Annotated in this window: 17 protein-coding genes; 4 read left to right on the top strand and 13 right to left on the bottom strand. The window is 63.7% G+C overall.

Annotated features, from left to right (window positions below; all coding sequences use genetic code 11):
- The first annotated feature begins 57 nt into the window (after nucleotides 1-57).
- Nucleotides 58-1,962, top strand: coding sequence for a protein kinase (locus tag NKF27_RS10555; protein WP_045993735.1), 1,905 nt, complete (start codon nucleotides 58-60; stop codon nucleotides 1,960-1,962).
- A gap of 83 nt (nucleotides 1,963-2,045) precedes the next feature.
- Here NKF27_RS10555 and NKF27_RS10550 read toward each other — a convergent pair whose 3' ends face one another.
- From NKF27_RS10550 to NKF27_RS10535, 4 genes are all read right to left on the bottom strand, one after another.
- Nucleotides 2,046-2,258 (bottom strand): ribbon-helix-helix protein, CopG family, encoded by a 213-nt coding sequence (locus NKF27_RS10550; RefSeq protein ID WP_045993734.1) that lies wholly within the window; start codon nucleotides 2,256-2,258, stop codon nucleotides 2,046-2,048.
- A 287-nt stretch (nucleotides 2,259-2,545) separates the two neighbouring features.
- On the bottom strand, nucleotides 2,546-3,232 hold the full coding sequence (gene csiR, locus NKF27_RS10545; RefSeq protein WP_108449393.1) for a DNA-binding transcriptional regulator CsiR: 687 nt from the start codon (nucleotides 3,230-3,232) through the stop codon (nucleotides 2,546-2,548).
- 248 nt (nucleotides 3,233-3,480) lie between these two features.
- Nucleotides 3,481-5,193: a SulP family inorganic anion transporter gene (locus tag NKF27_RS10540; protein WP_253556388.1), complete on the bottom strand. Its 1,713-nt coding sequence runs from the start codon at nucleotides 5,191-5,193 to the stop codon at nucleotides 3,481-3,483.
- A 99-nt stretch (nucleotides 5,194-5,292) separates the two neighbouring features.
- Nucleotides 5,293-6,450 carry an NAD(P)/FAD-dependent oxidoreductase gene (locus tag NKF27_RS10535; protein ID WP_253556387.1) on the bottom strand — a complete coding sequence of 386 codons (1,158 nt, stop codon included), beginning with the start codon at nucleotides 6,448-6,450 and terminating at the stop codon, nucleotides 5,293-5,295.
- A 284-nt stretch (nucleotides 6,451-6,734) separates the two neighbouring features.
- Between NKF27_RS10535 and NKF27_RS10530 the strand changes: the two genes are divergently transcribed.
- On the top strand, nucleotides 6,735-9,164 hold the full coding sequence (locus NKF27_RS10530) for an EAL domain-containing protein (RefSeq protein WP_253556386.1): 2,430 nt from the start codon (nucleotides 6,735-6,737) through the stop codon (nucleotides 9,162-9,164).
- On the opposite strand, the gene rarD is transcribed toward NKF27_RS10530, so the two are convergent.
- The gene (rarD, locus tag NKF27_RS10525; RefSeq protein ID WP_108449389.1) at nucleotides 9,140-10,039 is read right to left on the bottom strand and encodes an EamA family transporter RarD; all 900 of its coding nucleotides are present in this window, start codon (nucleotides 10,037-10,039) and stop codon (nucleotides 9,140-9,142) included. The genes NKF27_RS10530 and rarD overlap by 25 nt on opposite strands.
- Nucleotides 10,036-10,167, bottom strand: coding sequence for a hypothetical protein (locus NKF27_RS21170; RefSeq protein ID WP_301271191.1), 132 nt, complete (start codon nucleotides 10,165-10,167; stop codon nucleotides 10,036-10,038). The genes rarD and NKF27_RS21170 overlap by 4 nt, the downstream gene beginning before the upstream one ends.
- Nucleotides 10,168-10,243: 76 nt before the next feature.
- Between NKF27_RS21170 and NKF27_RS10520 the strand changes: the two genes are divergently transcribed.
- Both NKF27_RS10520 and NKF27_RS10515 read left to right on the top strand, forming a co-directional pair.
- Nucleotides 10,244-11,059 carry an amidohydrolase gene (locus NKF27_RS10520; protein ID WP_253556384.1) on the top strand — a complete coding sequence of 272 codons (816 nt, stop codon included), beginning with the start codon at nucleotides 10,244-10,246 and terminating at the stop codon, nucleotides 11,057-11,059.
- Nucleotides 11,059-11,754: a pseudouridine synthase gene (locus NKF27_RS10515; RefSeq protein WP_253556383.1), complete on the top strand. Its 696-nt coding sequence runs from the start codon at nucleotides 11,059-11,061 to the stop codon at nucleotides 11,752-11,754. Before NKF27_RS10520 ends, NKF27_RS10515 begins: the two co-directional genes overlap by 1 nt.
- A gap of 129 nt (nucleotides 11,755-11,883) precedes the next feature.
- Here NKF27_RS10515 and NKF27_RS10510 read toward each other — a convergent pair whose 3' ends face one another.
- The 7 genes from NKF27_RS10510 to gloB all read right to left on the bottom strand — a co-directional run bounded on the left by NKF27_RS10510 (nucleotide 11,884) and on the right by gloB (nucleotide 22,209).
- The gene (locus NKF27_RS10510) at nucleotides 11,884-14,178 is read right to left on the bottom strand and encodes a diguanylate cyclase (protein WP_253556382.1); all 2,295 of its coding nucleotides are present in this window, start codon (nucleotides 14,176-14,178) and stop codon (nucleotides 11,884-11,886) included.
- 204 nt (nucleotides 14,179-14,382) lie between these two features.
- Complete coding sequence (locus tag NKF27_RS10505) at nucleotides 14,383-15,972, bottom strand: ABC transporter ATP-binding protein (RefSeq protein WP_253556381.1); 1,590 nt, start codon at nucleotides 15,970-15,972, stop codon at nucleotides 14,383-14,385.
- Entirely contained in the window at nucleotides 15,962-17,035 is a 1,074-nt protein-coding gene (locus tag NKF27_RS10500) for an ABC transporter permease (RefSeq protein ID WP_253556380.1), read from the bottom strand. The genes NKF27_RS10505 and NKF27_RS10500 overlap by 11 nt, the downstream gene beginning before the upstream one ends.
- A gap of 2 nt (nucleotides 17,036-17,037) precedes the next feature.
- Nucleotides 17,038-18,111 (bottom strand): microcin C ABC transporter permease YejB, encoded by a 1,074-nt coding sequence (locus NKF27_RS10495; RefSeq protein WP_083970510.1) that lies wholly within the window; start codon nucleotides 18,109-18,111, stop codon nucleotides 17,038-17,040.
- 190 nt (nucleotides 18,112-18,301) lie between these two features.
- On the bottom strand, nucleotides 18,302-20,128 hold the full coding sequence (locus NKF27_RS10490; RefSeq protein WP_253556379.1) for an extracellular solute-binding protein: 1,827 nt from the start codon (nucleotides 20,126-20,128) through the stop codon (nucleotides 18,302-18,304).
- Nucleotides 20,129-20,173: 45 nt separating this feature from the next.
- Complete coding sequence (locus NKF27_RS10485) at nucleotides 20,174-21,367, bottom strand: transglycosylase SLT domain-containing protein (RefSeq protein WP_213227911.1); 1,194 nt, start codon at nucleotides 21,365-21,367, stop codon at nucleotides 20,174-20,176.
- Nucleotides 21,368-21,441: 74 nt separating this feature from the next.
- Nucleotides 21,442-22,209, bottom strand: coding sequence for a hydroxyacylglutathione hydrolase (gloB, locus tag NKF27_RS10480; protein ID WP_045993722.1), 768 nt, complete (start codon nucleotides 22,207-22,209; stop codon nucleotides 21,442-21,444).
- Between the last annotated feature and the right edge of the window lie 185 nt (nucleotides 22,210-22,394).

Here is a 22,394-nt window from a genome sequence, read left to right as displayed (position 1 = left end):
TGACGGCGTGCGCCCGAGGCGCCGCCGTGGCATCGTGTATCGGTGGAGGATACCGCCATGCCCCAGGCCCCGTTGCAGCAGTTCTACATCCCGGAAGATCAGTCGATCTACCTGCTCAGCCAGGACGACGCGCGCAAGCTCAAGGAGTGGGTCGCGCTGTGTCGTACCCAGCTCGAGCAGCTGGGCTATCGGCGCATCGAGCTGGTCGGCAAGGGCGCCTACGGTTTCGTGTTTGCCGGGGTCAGTCCCGACCAGCGCCATCACGTCTTCAAGTTCAGCCGGGTCACGTTGCCGCAGCACCTGCAGGATCGCCTCGAGGAAGAGGCCTTCATGCTCGAGCAGGTGGTGCATCCCCGTGTGCCGGCGCTGGTCGCCTATCAACGGGTGCGCCACCAGGCGATTCTGGTGATGGAGCGGGCTCCGGGGCTCAATCTGGAAGAGGTATCGCTGCGTCAGGGTCGGCTGTCACCACGGCTGGTGGTGCGTATCGCCACCCAACTGGCCGATATCCTGCGTGAGCTGAGGCGTGAAACCACCCCCGCCGGCGCCCCGAGAAAGCCGGTGGTCCATGGCGACATCAAACCGTCGAATCTGGTGTTTGACGCCCGCGACGAAACGGTGGCGCTGATCGACTGGGGGTCGTCGGTATTTGCACAGCTCGACGCACGGCTGCAGTTCGTCACCGCCAACGTGATGGAGCTGATGTCCGACAATCTGCAGCAGACCAACGCCAGGCTCGGGGACGTCTATTTCATCGGCGAGGACCAGCTTGGGGGCGCGCTGTCATCACCGCGCTTCGACGAGCAGGGTGTCGCCGGGACCCTCTATGCGCTGGCCTCGGCGCAGTCCTGCCGTTTTGGACATCGCGCCATCCCCGCCACCTCGCTGGGTTTGCCGATGGAGTTTGCCAGGACCCTGGACGGGATGCTCGATCCCGACCCCGAGGTGCGGTTGAGGGCCGGCGACCACTTCATTACCGAAATGCCGCGCCTGGGACGGTTGGTGATGCTCGATCTGCCGCGGCCCCAGGAAGTGGCACAGGTGCCGGTGTGGAGCCGCGCACTGAGTCGCGAGATCGATACCGTGGTGTACAGCTCGCGCAAGGCATTTCTGAGGGAAGAGGGCGTGGAGGAGACGCTCAATGACGTCAACGATGTTCAGCTGGATCGCTACTATCGCAACTTCATGCAGGGCATGGGGGAGACCGAAAAGGCCTTTCTGGCCGCCGTCAGCCGGCTGGGCAAGTACCCGGTGGTCGGGGGGCTGGCGGTGCGCTGGGAGGCCGATGGCGTCTATATCGACTCGTCATTGAATCTGCACGATGCAGGGCTCAAGCGAGCCTTCGTGGCGGCGGTCAACAACATGGTGACCCTGGCGCGGGCGATCCATCGGCGGGGCATCTTCAAGAGCTGCCTGTTCAATGCCCGCGATACCCTGCACCTGGAGCGTACCAGTCCGGATCACCCCTTCGTGGTCGATCCGTCGCTGAAACTGTCCTATGAGGTCAGCGCGGTGCCGGAACTGGAGGATCGCTCCCGTCTGCACAGCTATTTCGAGGACGGTCCCGACCCTGAGGAATTGCTGGTCCTGCCGGAGGCGATCATCACCTCGTTGCAGGCGCTCAATGATATCCACCACACCGGCATGATCATCTTCGAGGTGCTGCCGTCGCATCTCAAGATTCACCACCACTATCGGCTGCTCGACCCTTCAAGGGAGCAGGAATTCCATGACTGTCTCGAGGACATCGTCGATGCGGTGAAGCTGATCGAGGGACTGGGTATCTCCGGCTTCATGAAGATGCCTTACAAGGACACGCGGTTCTTTCCCCACGTGGCACGTCAGCCGGAACGCTACTATCCTCGCGACCCCAGAGCGGCGCTGGCAAGAGCGATGTCCGAGCAGCCGGCCGGGGGGGAGTCAGAAGCGCTGCGAGAAGGTCTGCACCAGGCGCAGCGCTAGCCAGACGTTCGACGCGCTCTCGCTATTGAGCCTCCCCGCGCGTTGTTCACCTTTCGATGATGGAGGGAGGAGGCGACGAGTCGTCAGGCGCCGAGCCCGCTTTCGCGCAGCAGTTGATCGATGGAGCGCTCTGCACGCTGGCTGCCGGCGCCCTCGTGGGCCAGCTCGGCTTCGAGGACCTCGGCGCCTTCGCTGACCAGACGTTCGATCAGTGCAGCCTTCGACAGGCCGGTCTTTTCGGCCAGGAAATCCAGGCGTGCCTCCAGGTCCCGCGAGAATCTGAGTAGATGGGGCATGGTATTCCTCCGGTGGCAACGCGTACGGCTATCAGATTTATGAAAAGTCTAGGTGTTACGGGTGACAGTCCGGTGACAATCCCAGGCCCTGTCCAGACGGTGCCCGCGTCCATCGAGGTTCAGGACCAGGCACGGTGCTCTTCCAAGTGTGCAGCTATCCGTCTGGCGCTGTCGCTCTCCCTTGGGGAGTAGCTCACTGCGCGCCGAGGCGGGAGTGTGGCCCTTCTTTGAGAGCAGGTGAGCGCAGGCCCACTGCCTTGCTCCAGCGTAAGCGCAGTCATGGTGACTCAATCCAGGCCGCGCCGAGCCATCACTTCGGTGATGATCGGTACCGGCGTCATCAGATGGTCACGCATCATGCGCCGGGCCTTGCCGGCGTCCCGACTCAATACCGCCTCGGTCAGTGCCGCATGTTCGTCACGCTTGACCGCCAGGGCCTCGCTGGAAAACACCGTCTCGCGAAGCCACAGGTGGCGGTAGCGCTCGACCTGGTCGAACAGGGTGTCGCGCACCTGCATCAGGTGAGGCGAGTTGCAACCGGCCACGATGGCACTGTGGTAGGCCTTGTGGCGACTGTCCCAGATATCGAGCAGCTCCTCGGAGGAGCTGACGCTTTCGACCTTGGCCAGGGTGTGCGCGGTAGCGATGATATCGGCTTCCCAGCGATCGTCACCGCGTTGGATGGCCAACTCCAGCATCAGCCCCTCGAGCTGGGCGCGGGCATCGTACAGATCCTCGAGCTCCGCCAGCGACATGGGGGCCACCCGATAACCGCGTTGACTGATGGCAACCACCAGGCGGTCGGCAACCAGCTGGGACAGGGCTTCGCGCAGCGGCCCCACGCCCAGGTCGTAGCGTTCTTTCAGCCTTGCCATCAACAGCTTTTCGCCCGGGGCGAAGACACCACGAATGATGTCCTGCTTGAGCCAGCGGTAAGCGCTGATGGCGAGGTTCTGCTTGGGTGAGTCTTCCATCTCGTGGCCCGTCCATGTATCACCGGGCCATCTTACCGCAATGCCGACAATGTCGATATTCTCCTAAGGCATCGGTCGGCACCCAGTTGTGTCGATGGCAGCAAGTGTGGCTTTCCTATCTGCGGCAACGATGGCTAGAGGCCGACCCTTCGACCCGCAAGAGCGACACGGCTCCGGACTCGCCTGGTAGTTGTCGGGCAGCTACCGGGCAGCTACCGGGCATCGTCCGGCGAGGCGAGTCTGGTGGATCAGTCCCGGGTGCGTCGAAGCTCCGTCCAGGCGGCATAGGTACTCAGGAAGACGCGGCCGGTCAATTCATCGAGAAAGTCGGAATGCTTCAGCCGGTCCATCACCGGCCCCTTGACCTCGGCCAGGTGTAGGGTGACGCGAGAGTCCTTCAGACGGGCGTTGATCGCGTCCAGGCTTTCCAGCGCCGAGGCGTCGATCAGATTCACCGCAGAGCAGATAAGTACCACGTCGCTCAGCTCGGGGCGCTGTGCCACCAGGGTATAGAGGGTGTCTTCGAGATAGCGGGCGTTGGCGAAATAGAGGCTTTCGTCGACCCGGAACAGGGCGAGATGGCTGACGGTCTCGACCTGGTGCCGGGTGATCGAGCGAAAGTGCTCACTGCCAGGGATGCGACCGACGATGGCGCTGTGGGGGCGACTGGTACGGTACAGGAAAAGCGCGATCGAGAGACCGACCCCGGCGATGATGCCGGCTTCGACGCCTTCCACCAGCGTCAGCAGCATGGTCACCGCCAGGGCCGAGAAGTCGCTGCGGGAGTAGCGCCAGGTCTGGCGAATCAGCGGGATATCCACCAGCGTCAGTATGGCCACGGTGATGGTGGCGGCGAGGGTGGCGATCGGAAGATGTTCCAGCAGGGGAGTGAGCGCCAGTGTCACCACACCAATACCGATGGCGGCAAACAGACCGGCCATGGGGGTGCGTGCACCAGACTGCTGATTGATCACGGTGCGTGACAGTCCGCCGGTGACCGGCATGCCGGCGGTGACAGCAGCGGCCAGGTTGGCGCCGCCGAGTCCGATCAACTCCTGATTGGGGGAGACGCGCTCGCGGCGCTTTGCGGCCAGCATCTGGGCCATCGAGATGGACTCGACAAAGCCCACCACACTGATCAACAGCGCCGGCACCAGCAGCGCGTGCCACAGGCCCAGCTCGAATGTCGGCAGACCGAAGGCTGGCAGGCCGGCGGGGATCTGCCCCACGGTCGCAACCCCCCTGGAGGCAAGATCCCATCGCCAGCTGATCAGCGTGGTGACGACCACCGCTGCCACGGGACCTGCGCGTACCAGCATGCTGGCAGGCCCCCTGGGCAGGCCCAGTGCCGTCAGAGCGTGTTGCCCATAGCGGCGGGTCGCCCACAGGAAAAGCAGGGTCGAGGCGCCCATCGCCAGGGTCATCAGGTTGGTCTGGTCGAGGTGGGATAGCTGGCTGTAGATCAGTGCCAGGGCGGTATAGCCGCCGGCCTCGATGCCCAGCAGGTGAGATAGCTGACTGATGGCGATCAGCAGCCCCGAGGCCGAGAGAAAGCCACCGATGACCGGGTGGCTGAGAAAGTTGGCGAAAAAGCCCAGGCGCAGCATGCCCATGGCGGTCAGCATCAGTCCCGACAGCAGTGCCAGCACCAGCGCCGCCTCGACGTACGCGGCGCTACCGGGAGTGGCCACCTTGGTCAGAGCGGCGCCAGTCATCAGAGCGATGATCGCCACCGGGCCCACCGCCAGCGACCGGCTGGTGCCCAGCATGGCGTAGACCACCGCCGGTAGCAGACTGGCATAGAGTCCTACCACGGCAGGCAGACCCGCCAGAATGGCGTAGGCCAGCGACTGGGGGATCACCATGACGGTGACGATGATACCCGCCAGCAGATCGCCCCACAGCAGACGCGGCGTATAGTGTGGCAACCAGGCAAGAATCGGGAGGTAACGCTTGATCATGGAAATGCCGACGTCCTAGTCAGGGTATTGGGGGCCTGGCGCAGGCGCTTGCCGAGAAACCTCTAGCCTAGCCGAAAGCGCTGAGCCAGTAGAGTCTTGTCAGCGCAGGCTCCTGGTGCGCTGCATGAAATTCAGGTCCAGATGACGTTTCAGACGGCTGGCCAGTCGTCCGCCCCACCAGGCGTTTCCGTAGAGCGCCAGGGCTTCGCCGTGGCCGAGATTGACGATGGACAAGGCCCGCGCAGGCGGGCGGTAAGAGGCCAGTGGCGCCTGCGGGTCCAGCGATGCGACCAGGTTCCGGGCCAGTACGGGGCCCTGACGAACCCCGTGGACGCCCAGCCGTGGCAAGGGATGGTCGATCAGTGCAGCACAGTCTCCGCTGGCAAAGACGCCGTCGGTCCCCTGGACCTTCAGCGACGGGTCGATGGCGATGCCGCGACCATCGATCGTCGGCAGGCCGAACCTCTCGAGTCCTCGCGGAGGACCCAGCCCAGTGGCGTCGACGATGTCAGACGCCGGCAGCTGTCGGTCATGGTGGCTGTCGACGACAAGGATTCCGCGACGCTCCAGGGCTGCCAACAGGTAGCGTCGGGCTCGCACGGGCGCTTCTGGCAAGGGGCCCGAGCCGCGATGTCGCAGGCGAATGGTCAGAGCACCAGCGGCGACCTGGTGGCGGCGGCCGAGCGCTTCGATGGCGCAGGCGATCTCGACCCCGCTGGCGCCGGCACCGAGAATCTCGACACTCACCGACTGTCGGCGCTGAAACCGACGCTCGAGGCTGCGCCGCAGCCGCACCAGATGTGGGATGGGCTTGATCTGCCAGTGTGTCTGCTTGTCGCCTGGTAGCGAGGCTGCGCTATCGCCGCTGGCTTCATCATCGCTCGACCGCAACACAGGAGCAGAGCCCAGATTCAGCCCCAGTCGATCAAACGCCAGAGAAGTCCCGTTGGACAGCAGCGCCTGGCGCACGTCGGTGCTCAGCGCACAAAGACGCGCCCTGACCAGTGCAACCCCTCGCCCATGACAGAGCGTCGCAGGATCGATCCTGTCGGTCGCAGGTGAATGGTCGCCGGCCAGCACGCCGCTGGCCAGGCCCGAGTACCAGAAGGCGCCGGGGTCGACCAGGGTGACATCGAAGCGCGACAGCAAGGAGCTCTGGTGCAGTAGATGCAGGTGGGCGTGGCCTGCCCCGATCAGCAGCAGCCGTGGCTTGCTGCCGATAGCGGTAGGGCGGGATCGCGCGGTGGTCGAGGACATGGGCGGCCGTCATCCTGAAAGCGAGTAGCGATCATCCCGGCTGACATGCGCGAGGTCAAAGACGGTGCGCGCTGGACCTAACCCTATCTTCATTCCATCGCTACCTCCAAAGGGAGCGCGAGGGGAACATCGGTGGCTTCTAGGCTTCATCTACGGGGCGAGACAGCACTTGATCGAACGTCGCCAGCAGACGCTCCCGTGGGAGCCTTACTCATGCACATCCTGCTGGGGCGTGCCCTCTCCCGTGGTTGAGGTCACTGATACTGGTGAGACTCAGGAGACTTGTGCCGACCGCCCTTGGCCTGCTGGCCATGGTCGCTTCTGCGATGCTATCGGGTGATGAACTGGACGAGTCGCAGGGTGCTTCACTGACACTGTTGACCTCTTACCACCAGGGGTACCGGTGGAATGACGATGTGGTCAGCAGTGTCGAGGCGCGTTTTCGTCACGAAGCCAGCGCAGACCGACAACTGCTGGTGGAGTATGTCGATGCGCTGCGCCTGGCTCGGCCGCTGGCCCATGAGGCCCTGCTCCAGCGATTGACCGCCAGCACCTTGAATGAAAGCGGCAGTCTGATCATTGCCGATGACCCCGCCATGGCTTTCTATCTGGAGTATCGTGACGAGCTCCCCTGGCCGCGCAAGGTGGTGGCACTGGGACTCAATGATGACCGCTTCAGGGAGCAGGCCCAGGCGCTTGGAGTGAAACTGCTCAAGTCCTACCCGGTCATGGCGCAGTCGCTCAATATGCTGGTGGAAACCTTTGGCTCACCGGTGCCTTTGATGCTGCTGGCCGAAGACTCCGAACACGCCTTCAATGTCGTCGATGACATGGTGGAGGTGATCGGCAGTGTCGCCGATGTGACCCTGGTCGATGTGGTCACTGGCTGGACCCCGGAAGAGGTGATCGAGCGATTGTCGCGAAGCCCGCCGGGTACTCGACTGTACATGCAAGGGGGGCAGGACTCCGGTTGGTCCGAAGGGGCGGGAAGTACCGCCCATCGACTGGAAGCGCTGGCCGCCCAGGGCTATCCGGTGTTCTGCCATTTCGAATTCCAGATGGCGATAGGCTGTGCCGGCGGGGCGATTCTCGATGTCGACTTCCTTGCCCACGCCGCCGTGGAGCTGGCGCTGACGCCAGCCTTTGACCTGGTACCGGCCAGTTCCTCGGTGATGGCCCAGCGTCACCTGATCGATGCCCGCTGGTACCGTCTGTTCGAAGGCCATGACAACCTCCCGTTCCAGTGGATCGGCGTTCGCGGACGGCTGGAGCAGGTCGCGCGGGAGTATCGTCAGGCGTTGTATGGGGTGTCGGTGGTGGCGGTTGGCTCGCTGCTGGGCGTGGGGGCCTTGCTGGTGGCGCGCAACAGGTCACGACGTCTTCGTCGCAAGTTGATGGTCGATCAGCGCTTTGGTCTGCCTACCAGGCTGGCGTTGGTAAGCGACTATCGAGGCAGTCGATGCGAGGAGGTGGAGTGGCTGTTTGTGCTGGTCTCACCCGAACTCAGGAGCTATCGCAGGCGCTTTGGCAGCGGCAGCCTGGAGGGTCTTCTACGGATCAGTATCGATGTCTTCAAGGCGCACCTCCCCAAGGGCTGGCGGCTGTATCTGGGGGGCGAAGAGCAGCTGATCGGCATGGTCCCTGCCCAGGCCCACGGACCCGATGTGGAATCCCAGCTCGATAGCTACCTGGCCCTGGTGGGGCAGTTTCAGCAACGCGACAGCGCACGGGTCCTGCGCTGGCATGCCAGTGTGGTGGTGGTGCCCGGCCATTCCACCGACTTGACCAACTGTCTGGCTTCGCTGGAAGAGGGGGTGCAGCGGCTGGAAAGCGAAGGCTGGGTACGTCCGGTGCTCAGGGTGACCGCGGCGGGTCCCTATCACGAGACTCAGCTGCGTTGGCTGTGCCGGCAGGTCAGTCTGCTGATCGAGAATCCCGGCAATCAATGGCGTCTGGTGGCCCAACCCAAGATGGCGCCCTCGAGCAGAACCCTGGTCGGTGCCGAGGTGTTGATCCGCTGGTGTCATCCCGACGCGGGCAATATTCCGCCACCGGAGTTTCTTCCGGTCATTCTGATGCTCGGCCTGGCGGAGCGTTTCGACCGTTGGGTGATCGGCCGCACCCTCGACTGGCTGATGGAACTGCGAGGCGCGGCCTGGGTCGGTACCGTCTCGGTCAATGTCCACCTTTCGACGCTCGTGGCCGATGACTTCCCCGATTTCATGGTGACTGAACTGGCGCGACGTCGGCTGCCTCCACGCTGCCTGGCACTCGAACTGGTGGAGCACGAGCATGTCGATGACGTCGAGCGGGTTCAGCGACAGATGAGGCGGCTCCACGAACGCGGTATTGGCGTCGCCCTGGACGACTTCGGTAGCGGCTACACGGCCTTCAACCTGCTTCAGCGCCTGCCCTTGGCGGCGATCAAGCTGGATTATTCATTACTCCACGCCGCGCGGCGTTTCGATCAGGCGCGACAGGCTTATGCGGCGCTGGTGGGACTCTGCCATCGCATGGAACTGACGGTGGTGGCGGAAGGCGTCGAGACCGTCGAGGACGCAAGTTGGCTGATCACCCTGGGGGTCCAGGAAGGGCAGGGCTACTTCTTCGCGCCACCGATGGAGCTGGAGGATCTGGTCGCGGTCTATGGCGAGAAGCCAGCGGGCCCGATGCCGACGACGGTACTGCGTCAGGTGGGCACTCGGCGCTGCTGACGCAGGCTCGACCAGGAGTAGAGCGCCAGCGCGATCCAGATCAGCACGAAGGTAGTAAGCTGCTCGACCGCCAGGGGCTCATTGAACACCCACAACGCAATCAGAAACTGCAGCGTCGGGTTGATGTACATCAGAAATCCCAGAGTACCGAGGGTCAGCCGGCGCGCAGCGCCGGCAAAGGCCAGCAGCGGCAGGGCGGTCAGCACCCCGGACGCCATCAGCAGCGCGGCGCTGTAGGGAGCGGTGAAGAATAGCGCCCCGTCGAAGTGGCTGGCCGGAAGCTGTTGTATCAGCAGCAGCGCCAGTGGAAGGAGCAGCAGCGTTTCGATGAACAGGCCCGACAGCCCGTCCAGCGCAAGCTGCTTGCGCAGCAGTCCGTAAGTGCCGAAGGACACCGCCAGGCACAGGCTCAGCCAGGGCAAGGTGCCCAACTGGAATAGCTGCAGCACGATGGCACCGAGGGCAAGGCCAATGGCCAGGCGCTGCGTCGGCGCGACGCGTTCCTTGAGCACCACCACGCCCAGCGCCACGTTGACCAGCGGTGTCATGAAATAGCCCAGGCTCGCCTGCAGCACCCGGTGAGTCTCTACCGAGTAGATATAAAGGCCCCAGTTGGCGCCGATGAGCAGAGCGCAGGCGAGCGCCGGCAGCAGTTGTCGAGGTGCCTGGCGAATATTGGCGATGACCGACCAGCGCTTGAGCAGACTGATGACCAGTGCCAGAAACAGGCACGACCAGATGACACGATGGGCGAGTATCTCGAGTGCACCTACGCCGTCGAACAATGCGAAGAAAAGGGGGAATCCACCCCAGGTGCCATAAGCCAGCAGCGCAAAGGCGACGCCCTGGGCCGAGGGTGTGGAGAGTCCTTTCATGCCGCGAATTCCCGTTCAGAGTTGGTGCCGATGTTGGTATTGACGTTGGTATCGATGTTGGTAGCGAAGGTTGAGCCGATCGTCGCGTCAGGCCGGATGACGGTGGAGTTTTCCGGGGCCTGGGGCATTCGACCGTTGCCACCTGCTGCGACAAGGCGCTGTGTCGTTTAGGCTAGGGGGACGACGTCAATTGATGAGACTACCATGACACAGCTGCGTACGACGCTTGTCCAGTGCAACCTTCACTGGGAAGATCCCGAGTCCAACTGCCGGATGCTGGAGGACAGCCTGGCGGACCAGGGCGCCAACGATACCGACCTGATCGTGCTGCCGGAAATGTTCGCCACCGGGTTCACCATGAACTCACGCGAGATGGCCCAGCCCATGGCGGACAGCAGCGTGGTGGCATGGCTTGTGGATCAGGCTCGCCAACGAGGCTGCGTGGTTACCGGCAGCGTTGCCATCGAGGAGCAGGGCGAGTACTTCAACCGCCTGGTCTGGGCGCGACCGGACGGCGACATCAGCTGGTATGACAAGCGCCATCTCTTCCGCATGGCAGGCGAGCATGAACGCTACGACATGGGTCGTGAGCGCGTGATCGTCGAGCTCAATGGCTTCCGCATCCTGCTGAGCGTCTGCTACGACCTGCGCTTTCCGGTATGGCTGCGTCAACGCCAGAACCCATCGACCCACTTCGAATATGACGCCCTTCTATGTGTTGCCAACTGGCCGGCGCCGAGGCGCCATCCCTGGCGCACGCTGCTGCAGGCGCGTGCCATCGAGAACCTGGCCCCGGTGATCGGTGTCAACCGCGTCGGTGAGGACGCCAAGGGCCTCGCCTACTCGGGTGACTCCATGTTGATCGATGCCAAGGGTGAGGCGCTGATCGACGAGGCGCGTGATGAGCCCTTTATCAAGACCGGTGTGCTCGACCGCGACGAATTGGCGGCATTCCGGGAGAAGTTCCCGGCATGGCAGGATGCCGACGCCTTTCAACTCGCCGATGACGAGGCCAACTGATGCGTCTGGACCGCTTTCTCAGCGAGACCACCGACCTGACGCGCAGCCTGGCCAAGCGGGCCCTGGTGCGCGGGGAGGTAACGGTCAACGGCGAGCTTGAAAAGAAGGCTGCGCGACATGTGGCGAGTGATGAAGAGGTGCGCTGGGAGGGACGACTTCTTGAGCTGGTTGGACTTCGTTACATCATGCTGCACAAGCCCGTCGGGGTGGAGTGTACGGCCAGACGGGGACTCTACCCGCGGGCGGTTGACCTGATCGATCTGCCCAAGGCCGAGCGTCTGCAGCCGGTAGGGCGACTGGACGTCGACACCACTGGCTTGCTGTTGTTGAGCGACGATGGCCAGTGGTCCCACCGCATCACCTCGCCTCGCCATCGCAGCGCCAAGATATACCAGGCACTGCTGGCACGGGACCTGGACGACCCTGACGAGGCCGTCGCACGTTTTGCCGAGGGCATCATGCTGGAGGGCGAGGAGACCCCGACGCGTCCCGCTACCCTGACCTGTCACGGGCCGAGGGAGGTCGAACTCGCCATCGTCGAAGGGCGTTATCATCAGGTCCGTCGCATGTTCGCCGCCATCGGCAACCATGTCGAAACGCTGCATCGCCACACGATCGGCCCCTTGACCCTGGATGCGTCACTCGAACCCGGCCAATGGCGCGAATTGACAGCCGAGGAACGCGAGCTGTTTTAAAAGCGCGGGGCCGGGCGCTGGTGTGAGAGCGCTGGTTTGGATTGCAGCAGCGGGCGCTGGTTTGACTGCGCGGGGCCTGGCGCTGTAGCGAGAGCGCTTCAGGCCCCTCCAGGCGGCTTCCCCGGCCGGCTAGTCGTTCTCGTGAGGCGTGGCGAGTGCGATGCGCGCCCGCCCTGCGTGCTTGGCCCGATACAGTGCGCTGTCTGCCATCGCCAGCAGGCAACTCGGATCGTCGCTGGTGGCCGGGAAGCTGGCGATGCCGCAGGATACCGATACCGTACCCAGGCTCTGGCCCTCGTGGCGGAAGCTCGCGCTGGCCAGGGCGTGGCACATGCGCTGCATGCGATGGTGAGCGTCGTCGGCCTCGGCGCCGGGCAACAGCACGACGAACTCCTCTCCACCAAAGCGACAGACCACATCGATATCACGAAAGCTGTTGGCAAGCATTCTGCCAACCCCTTCAAGCACCGTGTCACCCGCCGCATGACCATAGCGGTCATTGAATTTCTTGAAGTGGTCGATGTCCAGGATGACCACCGCCAAGGGACTCTTCTTGCGCAGCGAAATGGCCGTCTCGTGGGCAAAAAGCTCGTCGAAGTAGCGACGATTGTGCAGTCCGGTCAGATCATCGCGATAGGATAGCGCCGATAGTTCTTCCTGCAGGGCGATGCTCGACAGCACCAGGGCCAGGCGGCTGACGCCGAGTTCGATGAAGCTGCGGGTGCGATCCCAGTATTGCGGGCGCTTGACCAGTGGCCCGTCGGGCACGACGCAGATCACGCCCAGTCGACGATGCTGACGATCCGGGCCGGTCAAGTCCAACGGGAAGACCCAGTGAGGCAGGTTGTCGGGAGGGGAAGGTGCCGAAGGGTCCGAGGGCGGCCTCCTGGTGGAGATCGTGAGCAGGTCATCCAGGGCGGGCAGGCTTTCTTCCGTGCGCGTTCGAAGCGGCGGAATCGCGGTGGTGTCCAGACAAGCCGGGGGGCGATAGGTGGTGGGCCAGAACAGTTCCAGCGTCATGTTGTCCGGCTGATCCTGAGGCCGGTAGAAGGCGCCCTGCATCGGTTCCAGTATCTCCGGCATGGCCCGCTGGGTCAGGCATAGTGCTTCCTCGAGGCTGGTACATGCCTGCAGCGTGTCGATCAGACTGGCCAGTCGTTGGGTCTTGTGGTGTTCGGTGGCCAGCACCAGGGCACGTTGTCTCTCCTGTTCTGCGAGGCTTTCCAGTTGCCGGGTACGCTCGGCCACCTCTTGCTCGAGGTGATCGTTGAGTCGCTGCAACTGGCGTTGGGAGCGAGCATAGTGGCGCGTGGAGATGACGATCATGGCGACGATGAAGGCCAGGGCACCAAGATGCACCGGTACACTGATCCAACCCACGAGACCATGGGCCACCAGCATGTCGGTGATGGCGATGGCAGCAAAGATGGCGTAGCTCGCGACGATCAGGCGTTGGTCGCTGTCGAACTCTCGTCGATAACGAAACAGCCAGCGTGCCATGTAGGCCAGCGCCCCGAGCAGTATCAGGTCGAACAACGGAAAGGTCGGAGGAAGCGATATCACGTCCAGCATCGCCAGCGCCGGGGCGATGATGGCGTATGCCAGCAAGCCGAGCCACAGACGTCGCATGCCCCGACGCGGGATCTGCGGAAACCAGTGCTCGAGGATCAGCGCCATGGCCACCGGCAACGAAAAATAGGCGATGGCGGCCACATAGTCCCACGCCAGGGGCGCGAACACGATCAATTGGCTGGCGTCGCTCTCGGCCAGCACCATCAAACCGACGGCCAGCGAGAAGAGCCCGAGGCTACCCAGTCGCCAGCGTTCGGGCTGGGTCAGGATCAACACGAGCGCCAGGGCTGCGACGATCAGGCAGGCAAGCGCGATCACCAGTTCGCCCTTGGTGGCCTCGAGAATCGAGGGCAGTATCCGTGACTGTTCCATGATCACGACCTTGCCCCAAAGCCCGATGTCCTTGTAGGACGACTTCAGGCGCAGGTACAGGGTCTTGCCCTGGGTGGGCGAGGGCAGCTCGATGGCGTGCCAGGTCCAGCCGGCGAAGGCCCCGGCGTCCGGTCCTTCGAGCTGACCGTGGCGATAGACGTGTTGCCCATCGACGTAGGCTTCGGCGACCAGGTTGAGGCTTGAGACGAACAGCGCCGGCTGAAGCCAGTCACCGGCGGGCAACTCCCGACGCAGCCAGAGGCTGTCGCGACCGTCACGACCAGGGGGATTGCCGATGCCCTCCAGGGACTTCCATTCCCCTTCAGCGGCGGTGAGCCACTCAAGCTCTCCGTCAGGAGTGCGGGGCGAGTCCCCCCAACGATATTGCCAGTCATCATTCAACGCGAGCTCGCCAGCCAGTGCCTGACTGCCGGGCAGCCAGAGCAGGGCGAGTACAAGAAGCGTGATGCAGCGGAACATGGCGAGACCTATGGACGGTAACCCGGCCAGTATAGAACGAGGTGGCAATAACAACATTCGACGGGATAGTCGAAAGAATAAACGTTTGGGGCCTGGACGGCCCCAGTCCCGGCATGAACCGCCATGGAGCGCATTTGGCTGCAACCGCGCTCAGATGCCATGCCTTCTACCACCCCTGTCGGGACACCTCCTGTCAGCCTTGCTTCAACCCTGGGGCTCAAGCCCCGCCGCCTTGACCAGAGCCCTGGTGTAGGGATCGGCCGGCCGGGAAAGTACGTCCATGCAGGGCCCCTGTTCGATCAGGCGGCCTTCCTTCAGCACCATCACCCTGTGGGCCATGGCGCGCACCACCGCCAGGTCGTGGCTGATGAACAGATAGCTCAGTCCGCGCCGTGCCTGGAGGTCCCTGAGCAGGGCGATTAGTTGTTTCTGCACTGTCCTGTCCAGTGCCGAGGTCGGTTCATCGAGTACGATCAGGCGCGGCTCGAGGATGATCGCTCGGGCCACCGCGATGCGTTGGCGCTGGCCGCCGGAGAACTCGTGGGGATAGCGTTGGGCGACGTGTTCCGGGAGCTCCACCTCACGCAAGGTCGCACGGACCCGAGCGCTGACTTCCTGCTCGGAAAGCTCAGGCTGATGATAGCGAAGTCCCTCGCTGATGATATCCGCCACCGGCATTCGCGGAGAGAGAGAGCCGTAGGGGTCCTGGAACACGATCTGCAGATTTCTGCGCTGCTGGCGCAGCGCCTTGCCCGATAGCTGATCCAGCCTGGCGCCGGCGAAGTCGATGATTCCCTTGGCCTGGTTCAGGCGCAGCAGAGCGGAGGCCAGGGTGGTCTTGCCGGATCCCGATTCGCCGACCACGCCCAGGGTCTCGCCGGCGGCGATGTGCAAGTCCAGCGGGGCCAGCGCCTCGAAGCCAGGCTGGGGACGCTGGAACAGGCGTCGGCGCCGTTCGAAGGTGACGCTTAGCTGGCGGGCCTCGATCAGGGTCGGGGCATCGCCACAGGGGGTCGGGACACCTTCCGGCTCGGCGTCCAGCAATTCCCGCGCGTGGGCGCTCTGGGGTGATTGGAAGACCCGCTCGACGGTCCCGGTTTCCTGGTGCTCGCCATGACGCATGACACACACACGGTCGGCGTGTCGACGCACCAGATTCAGGTCGTGGGTGATGAACAGCATGCCCATGCCGTGGTGATCACGCAGCTCGGCCAGCAGGGCGAGCACCTCCTGCTGTACGGTCACGTCCAGGGCGGTGGTGGGTTCATCGGCCACCAGCAGTTCAGGCTGGTTGGCGATGGCCATGGCGATCATTACCCGCTGACGCTGCCCGCCGGAAAGCTGGTGGGGCCAGGCATCGAGCAGTTCCTCGGCTCGCGGCAGTTTTACCTGTTCCAGCAGTTCGCGGCAGCGGTGGCGAGCCCCGCGGCCTCGCAGGCCCTGATGCAGGCGCAGGGTCTCCGCCAGCTGTCGTCCGATGGAGTGCAGCGGATTGAGCGAGGTCATCGGCTCCTGAAACACGAAACCGACGCGGTTGCCGAGCAGCCCCTGCCATTTGCGCGGCGTCAGCCGCGACAGGTCGGTGTCGCCGAGCCATCTACCGCCCTTGATCGTGGCGTTGGGCGGCAGCAGGTTGAGCGCGCCAAGCGCGGTGACCGACTTGCCGGACCCCGACTCACCCACCAGCGCCAGGGTCTCTCCGCGCCTGACGTCCAGCGACAGTTCCTTGACCACGGTGGTGTCGCCGAAGCCGATCGACAGCCGATCCAGCGACAGCAGGGTGTCATTGTTCATGCGCGGGGCTTCCTTGCGGTGTCGTGTTGCCGCTGGCGCTGTTGACGTGGCGCGGATCGAAGGCGTCGCGAATCCCCTCGCCGATGAACACCAGCAGCGACAGCATGACCGCCAGGGTCATGAAGGCGGTAATCCCGAGCCATGGCGCCTGGAGGTTGTTCTTGCCCTGGGCCACCAGCTCGCCCAGGGAAGGCGAACCTGGCGGCAGCCCGAAACCGAGAAAATCCAGCGCCGTGAGGGTGGTGATGGCGCCGGTGAAGAGGAAGGGTATGAAGGTCAGGGTCGCCACCATGGCGTTGGGCAGCACATGGCGCCACATGATCAGATGCGACGGCAGCCCCATGGCCTTGGCGGCCCGTACATACTCCAGATTGCGCGCACGCAGAAACTCGGCACGCACGATATCCACCAGTCCGAGCCAGGAAAACAGCAGCATGATCCCGAGCAGCCACCACAGATTGGGTTCCACCAGGCTGGCCAGGATGATCAGCAGGAACAGCACCGGCAAACCCGACCATATCTCGGTCAGGCGCTGGCCGATCAGGTCGACCTTGCCGCCGAAATAGCCCTGCACCCCACCGGCCAGCACCCCCAGCACCAGCGACCCGGCGGTCAGCACCAGAGCAAAGATCACCGACAGGCGAAAGCCGTAGATCACCCGCGCCAGCACGTCACGTCCCTGGTCATCGGTACCCAGCCAGTGGCGGCCATCCGGGGGGGACGGCGCAGGGTGGTCGAGATACTCGTCCAGGGTGTCGTAGGAGAACGGAATCGGCGCCCACAGCATCCAGCCATCCGACTCGATGGCGTTGCGGGTAAAGTCATCGTGATAGTCCGCCGCGGTCGGCAGAAAGCCGTCGAAGACGGTATCCGGATAGTCGACCAGCATCGGGAAGTACCATTGCTGCTGATACTGCACCAGCAGCGGCTTGTCATTGGCGATGAGTTCGGCCCCCAGGCTGAGCACGAACAGAAGGCCGAAGGCCCACAGTGACCACCAGGCACGGCGCTGGTGGCGAAAGACGGCGAGGCGACGGCGGGTGATGGGAGAAAGGCTAGGCACGATCAGGATTCCCGTGTCTCGAAGTCGATGCGCGGATCCACCCAGACGTACGTCAGGTCGGATACCAGTTTGAGTATCAGACCGATCAGGGTGTAGAGGTAGAGGGTGCCGAAGATCACCGGATAGTCACGCTGCATGACCGCCTCGAAGCCGAGCAGGCCCAGCCCGTTGAGCGAGAAGATCACCTCGATCAGCAGCGAGCCGGTGAAGAAGATCCCGATCAGCGCCGACGGCATCCCGGCAATGATGATCAGCATGGCGTTGCGGAAGACGTGGCCATAGAGCACCCGCCTGTCGCTGGCACCCTTGGCCCGGGCGGTCAGCACGTACTGGCGGTGGATCTCGTCGAGAAAGCTGTTCTTGGTCAGCATGGTCAGGGTGGCGAAACTGCCGATGGCCGAGGCGCTGACCGGCAGCACGATATGCCACAGGTAGTCCTTGACCTTGCCCCAGGCGCTGAGCTCGGAGAAATCCGGTGACGTCAGCCCTCGCAGCGGGAAGACGTCGAAGTAGCTGCCGCCGGCGAACAGCACGATCAGCAGGATAGCGAACAGGAAGCCAGGAATGGCGTAGCCGACGATGACCAGGCCGGAGGTCCAGACATCGAAGGCGGAGCCGTGTCTCAGGGCCTTGCGTACACCCAACGGGATCGACACCAGATACACCAGCAGGGTGGTCCACAGACCTAGCGAGATCGACACCGGAAGTCGCTCGAACATCAGGGTGGTGACCGCCTCGCCGCGAAAGAAGCTCTCGCCGAAGTCGAAGGTGGCGTAGTCCACCATCATGTCGATAAAGCGTTCATGGGCCGGCTTGTCGAAGCCGAACTGCTGCTCAAGCTGGGTGATGAACTGCTCGGGGATCCCGCGGCTGCCACGAGACTCGCCGCTATCGATGGTCTCGCCGCCACCGCCCTGCAGGCGCGTACTGGCCTCGCTGGAAAAGCCCTCGAAACGTGCCAGCAACTGGTCGATGGGCCCGCCCGGCGCGGCCTGGACGATGATGAAGTTGAGCAGCATGATCCCCAGCAGGGTGGGGATCATCAGCAGCAGACGGCGCAGTACGTAGGCACCCACGGCATTTCCTTGAGGATTGGGTTTGCCAAGGCGAAGCGTCGTTTCGCACGACGCTTCGCACCACCAGAAACATTTTCTGTATCAGGGCCGCCGGCGTGGTCGGGCCTGCCGTTCGGGCTGGACACGTGCGCCTGCCCTCTGAATCTTTGACCTTCTTACCACAGCACGGCGCCCCTGGGCCGCCGTTGAATCAACGGCTACGCTGACGATCCTCGATGACCGCCTCGCGTTCAGGGTCTACCCACCAGGCGCTCAGGTCCAGCGTGTACTCGGGGAAGGGCTCCTGCCAGGCAAACTTGTCCCACACCGCGATGCGGTGGGCGGCCAGATGGAACTGCGGGACCACGTAGAAGCCCCAGCGCAGCACTCTGTCCAGCGCCTGGGCGGCGGTGTCCAGTGCCTGGCGCGAGTCGGCGGCGATCAGGCGATCGACCAGAGCGTCGATGACGGGATCCTGAAGGCCGATCAGATTCCGGCTCTGGGGGCGTTCGGCATACTCGCTGCCCCAGAACTCACGCTGTTCATTGCCGGGACTCAAGGACTGCGGAAAGCTGCCCACCACCATGTCGAAGTCGAAGCTGCGCAGACGATTGAGGTACTGATTGACGTCGACGGTACGGATATTGCCCTGCACTCCCAGTCGGGCCAGCCTTCGCAGCAGCGGTTGGGCGATGCGCTCGAACTGGGTGCTGTAAAGCAGGATCTGGACGTGCAGTGGCTCGCCATTCTCGGGGTCGATCATTACCCCGTCACGGGCCTCGTAGCCGGCCTCACGCAGGAGTTCCAGGGCCTTCCTCAGGCGTGGACGCATCTCCTGTGGCTGCTGCATCGGCAGTGGCTCGCTGAAGACGCGCTCCGGCAGCTGGTCGCGGAAGGGCTCGAGCAGTGCCAGCTCGTCTTCGGACGGCAAGCCGGTGGCTTCCATCTCGGAATTCTCGAAGTAGCTGTCGGTGCGCGCATAGGCGTCGTAGAACAGGTTTCTGTTCAGCCACGGGAAGTCGAAGGCAAGAGTGATCGCCTCGCGCACGCGGCGATCCTGAAACTTGGCCTTGCGCAGGTTCATGACATAGGCCTGCATGCCGGCGGGCTGGCCGTCATGGACCTGAAGCTGCCTGACGAAGCCCTGCTCGCGCGCAGGGAAGTCGTAGGCCGTGGCCCAGTTGCTCGCGGAATTCTCGAGGCGGAAGTCGAGATTGCCGGCCTTGAAGGCCTCCAGTGCCACCGTCTGGTCGCGATAGTAGTCGTAGATCAGCCGTCCGATATTGTGTCGGCCGACGTTGACCGGTACCTCGCTACCCCAGTAGTCGTCGACGCGCTCGTAGACGATGCGGCGGCCCGGATCGACCTCGGCGATCCGGTAGGGGCCGGAGCCGAGCAGCGAATCGCGGGTCACCGCCTCGAAGTCGCGATCACGCCAGTAGTGCTCAGGCAGGATCGGCATCTGGCCCAGGATCAGCGGCAGTTCGCGGCTTTCGCTGTCACCCAGATCGAAGTGCACGGTGTCGCTGTCGATGGCGGTGACGCTGTCGACATCGCTGTAGTAGGCGCGGTAGAAGGGCTGCCCCTTGGTGGTCAGCGTCTCGAAGCTGAATACCACGTCCTGGGCGTCCACGGGTTCGCCGTCATGGAAGCGCGCTTCGGGGCGCAGGTCGAACTCGACCCAGCGCCGTTCGGGGTCCAGGCGGATACCCTCGGCCAGGAGCCCATACATGGTGAAGGGCTCTCCCGGGTTCGATTCGAGCAGGGTATCGTAGATCTGTGTAAGGCCAGAGGCTGGCGTGCCACGAACAATAAACGGATTGGTCGAATCGAAGCTGCCCTGGGCGGCGCGAATCAAATCACCGCCTGACGGAGCATCAGGATTGGCATGGGGAAAGTGGCGAAAGTCAGCCGGCAGGGCCGGCTCACCATAGAGCGGAAGGGCGTGCACGGTGGGCACGCTGGAAACGTCTGCGGCCTCGCTGGCGGTCGCCAGCAGGGCGCCCAGCAGGCAGGCGCCAATTGCCACCTGTCGCATGGCGGTGGAGTCCTTGTCCTGAGGGGCGCCACCGTGGCGCCCGCTTTACCGACCGGAAAGTGTCAGTTGCTGACCGGGTTGAAGAGCCTGCGGGTTGTCGATGCCATTCCAGCGTGCCAGGTCCCGGGGCGAGATGGAATGAAGCATGGCGATGCGGTTCAAGGTGTCTCCGCTCTCGACGACATGGGTCTCGTCGGAGGCGCTGGCCACTTCGATCTGCCCCAGGTTGCTCAAGGCATTGCGCAGGGTGGCGGCGCTCTCTGCCGGCACCAGAATCTGACGGGTGTGACGCGGGTTGACGTTGCGCGACTTGAGTCCGGGGTTCAGTTCGCTCAGCTCGTGGGTGGTCACTCCGGCCAGAGCGGCTGCCTTGTTCAACGAGATCGGTGCGGTGACCGAGACCTTGGCAAAGGCCGCCGAGCCGCTGATCTCCGGAAGGTTGACGCCATAGCGCTCGGGATCATTGATGATCCGCGAGATGGCCATCAGCTTCGGCACGTACGCCATGGTCTCCGAGGGCAGGTTGAGATCCCAGTAGTCGCCGGCGAGTCCGCGAGCCTGTGCCGCACGGCGGGCATTGTTGACGGTGCCGGCGCCGGCGTTGTATGCCGCGAGTGACAACTGAAGGTCGCCCTCGTACCACTGATCCGCCTGCATCTCGATGTAGTCCAGGGCGGCGCGGGTGGAGGCCACGACATCATTGCGGCCATCCCAGGCACCATTGCGCTTGAGGCCGAGGGCGTCACCTGTACGCGGCATGATCTGCCACAGTCCGACGGCGCCAAAGTGGCTACGTGCCTTGGGATCGAAGGAGCTCTCGACGAAGGGGATCAGCGCGATCTCGCCCGGCAGACCACGAGATTCGACCTGCTGGGTGATCCAGGCGAGCCAGGGGCGGGCGCGCTCGGTGATCTCCGCCACGTTATGGGGGCTGTCCTGGTAGTAGTCGATCCATTCCTGCACGCGGGCATTGACCGGCTGGTCCTGCCACTGGAAATCCGCCCGCAGACTTGTCCAGGCATCCTGCGGCTCGAGTTCCAGGGCATCCCAGAAGTGGCGAGTCAGGTGTTGATGCGAAGGCGCGGCGTTTGCGTCAGCGCTGGTTCCGCCATATGGCATGGCGCCACCGGGGGGGAGTGGCGAGGCCTGGGATGTATAGGCACCGGCCATCAACGAGCCAAGGAGGGCCAGACTGCTGGCCGCGCCAAGAAGTCGTCTACGGGTCGTGTGAAATGTCATGCGTACAGAAACTCCTGGCCCGCGATGCTTATCGCGGGCGTCCTGTGGGACGATGGTTCAGGACGCCGAGCCGTTCAGAAGGAATCCTTCCAGGCTCTTAGCGTGGCAAAGGTGGCGTCCGTGCTATCGGTCGACCCATGGGCTGAGGCAGCGCGCTTGACATCTTCATCATCGCAACGAAGGAAGGGATTGATGCGGCGCTCACGTTCCATCGTTGTTGGCAGCGTGGGTCGGTCCAGATCTCGTGCCTTCTGACATTCGTCGAAGGCGGTGGCAACGTCGGGGTTGCCGGGGTTGGCCGCCTTCGCAAAAGCGAGGTTGGCCAATGTATATTCGTGCGCGGAGAATACCAGTGTATCCGCCGGCAGGGAATTCAGTCGGTCGAGGGACCCCTTCATCTGCTCCGGGGTACCTTCGAACAGGCGTCCGCAGCCACCGCTGAACAGGGTGTCCCCACAGAACAGCAGCGGCGGGATGCCTGCGGTAAAGAAGGCCAGATGGTCCAGGGTATGCCCAGGCACCGCCATCACCTCGAACAGGCGGCCCATGACGCGAAACTCGTCACCGTCACGCACGATCTCGTCGACGCCTGCGATCTCGGGGTTATCCGGCCCGATCACCCGGGGCGAATAGCGCTGGATCAGTTCGGCAACGCCGCCGGTGTGGTCATGGTGGTGATGGGTCAGCAGGATGCAGCCCAGGCTCAGCCCTTCACGTTCGAGAAAGCGCAGAACAGGTTCGGCGTCACCGGGATCCACGACGCAGACCTCTTGACTCGAATCCTGGCGCAGCAGCCAGATATAGTTGTCGCTAAAGGCTGGAATCGGTGTCACGCTTAACATGGTCGGCAGGGTCCTCGGAGCGAGCCTTGAGCGGGCAGCATCTAGCTGGGCGGCCGGCGCAGACTTCAGTAAACTTCGTTTTTTCGCCTTGCAAAATCAGACACTTTGGAGGCACAGGTCGACTATGTCAAATGCGTCGGAGCCGATGGAGCTCGCGTGCCTGGTGCGGCACGCTCGACGCTATT

Source organism: Halomonas sp. DN3, assembly GCF_024137905.1.
In the GTDB taxonomy this organism is placed as follows: Bacteria; Pseudomonadota; Gammaproteobacteria; order Pseudomonadales; family Halomonadaceae; genus Halomonas; species Halomonas litopenaei.
The sequence above is the reverse complement of the archived record's forward strand: the minus strand, read 5'-3'. Positions and strand labels throughout refer to the sequence as shown.

Coding starts and splice junctions, on each gene's coding strand:
- NKF27_RS10555 (WP_045993735.1), top strand. CDS start 58: ATGCCCCAGGCCCCGTTGCAGCAGTTCTACATCCCGGAAGATCAGTCG.
- NKF27_RS10550 (WP_045993734.1), bottom strand. CDS start 2,258: ATGCCCCATCTACTCAGATTCTCGCGGGACCTGGAGGCACGCCTGGAT.
- csiR (WP_108449393.1), bottom strand. CDS start 3,232: ATGGAAGACTCACCCAAGCAGAACCTCGCCATCAGCGCTTACCGCTGG.
- NKF27_RS10540 (WP_253556388.1), bottom strand. CDS start 5,193: ATGATCAAGCGTTACCTCCCGATTCTTGCCTGGTTGCCACACTATACG.
- NKF27_RS10535 (WP_253556387.1), bottom strand. CDS start 6,450: ATGTCCTCGACCACCGCGCGATCCCGCCCTACCGCTATCGGCAGCAAG.
- rarD (WP_108449389.1), bottom strand. CDS start 10,039: ATGAAAGGACTCTCCACACCCTCGGCCCAGGGCGTCGCCTTTGCGCTG.
- NKF27_RS21170 (WP_301271191.1), bottom strand. CDS start 10,167: ATGCCCCAGGCCCCGGAAAACTCCACCGTCATCCGGCCTGACGCGACG.
- NKF27_RS10520 (WP_253556384.1), top strand. CDS start 10,244: ATGACACAGCTGCGTACGACGCTTGTCCAGTGCAACCTTCACTGGGAA.
- NKF27_RS10515 (WP_253556383.1), top strand. CDS start 11,059: ATGCGTCTGGACCGCTTTCTCAGCGAGACCACCGACCTGACGCGCAGC.
- NKF27_RS10510 (WP_253556382.1), bottom strand. CDS start 14,178: ATGTTCCGCTGCATCACGCTTCTTGTACTCGCCCTGCTCTGGCTGCCC.
- NKF27_RS10505 (WP_253556381.1), bottom strand. CDS start 15,972: ATGAACAATGACACCCTGCTGTCGCTGGATCGGCTGTCGATCGGCTTC.
- NKF27_RS10490 (WP_253556379.1), bottom strand. CDS start 20,128: ATGCGACAGGTGGCAATTGGCGCCTGCCTGCTGGGCGCCCTGCTGGCG.
- NKF27_RS10485 (WP_213227911.1), bottom strand. CDS start 21,367: ATGACATTTCACACGACCCGTAGACGACTTCTTGGCGCGGCCAGCAGT.
- gloB (WP_045993722.1), bottom strand. CDS start 22,209: ATGTTAAGCGTGACACCGATTCCAGCCTTTAGCGACAACTATATCTGG.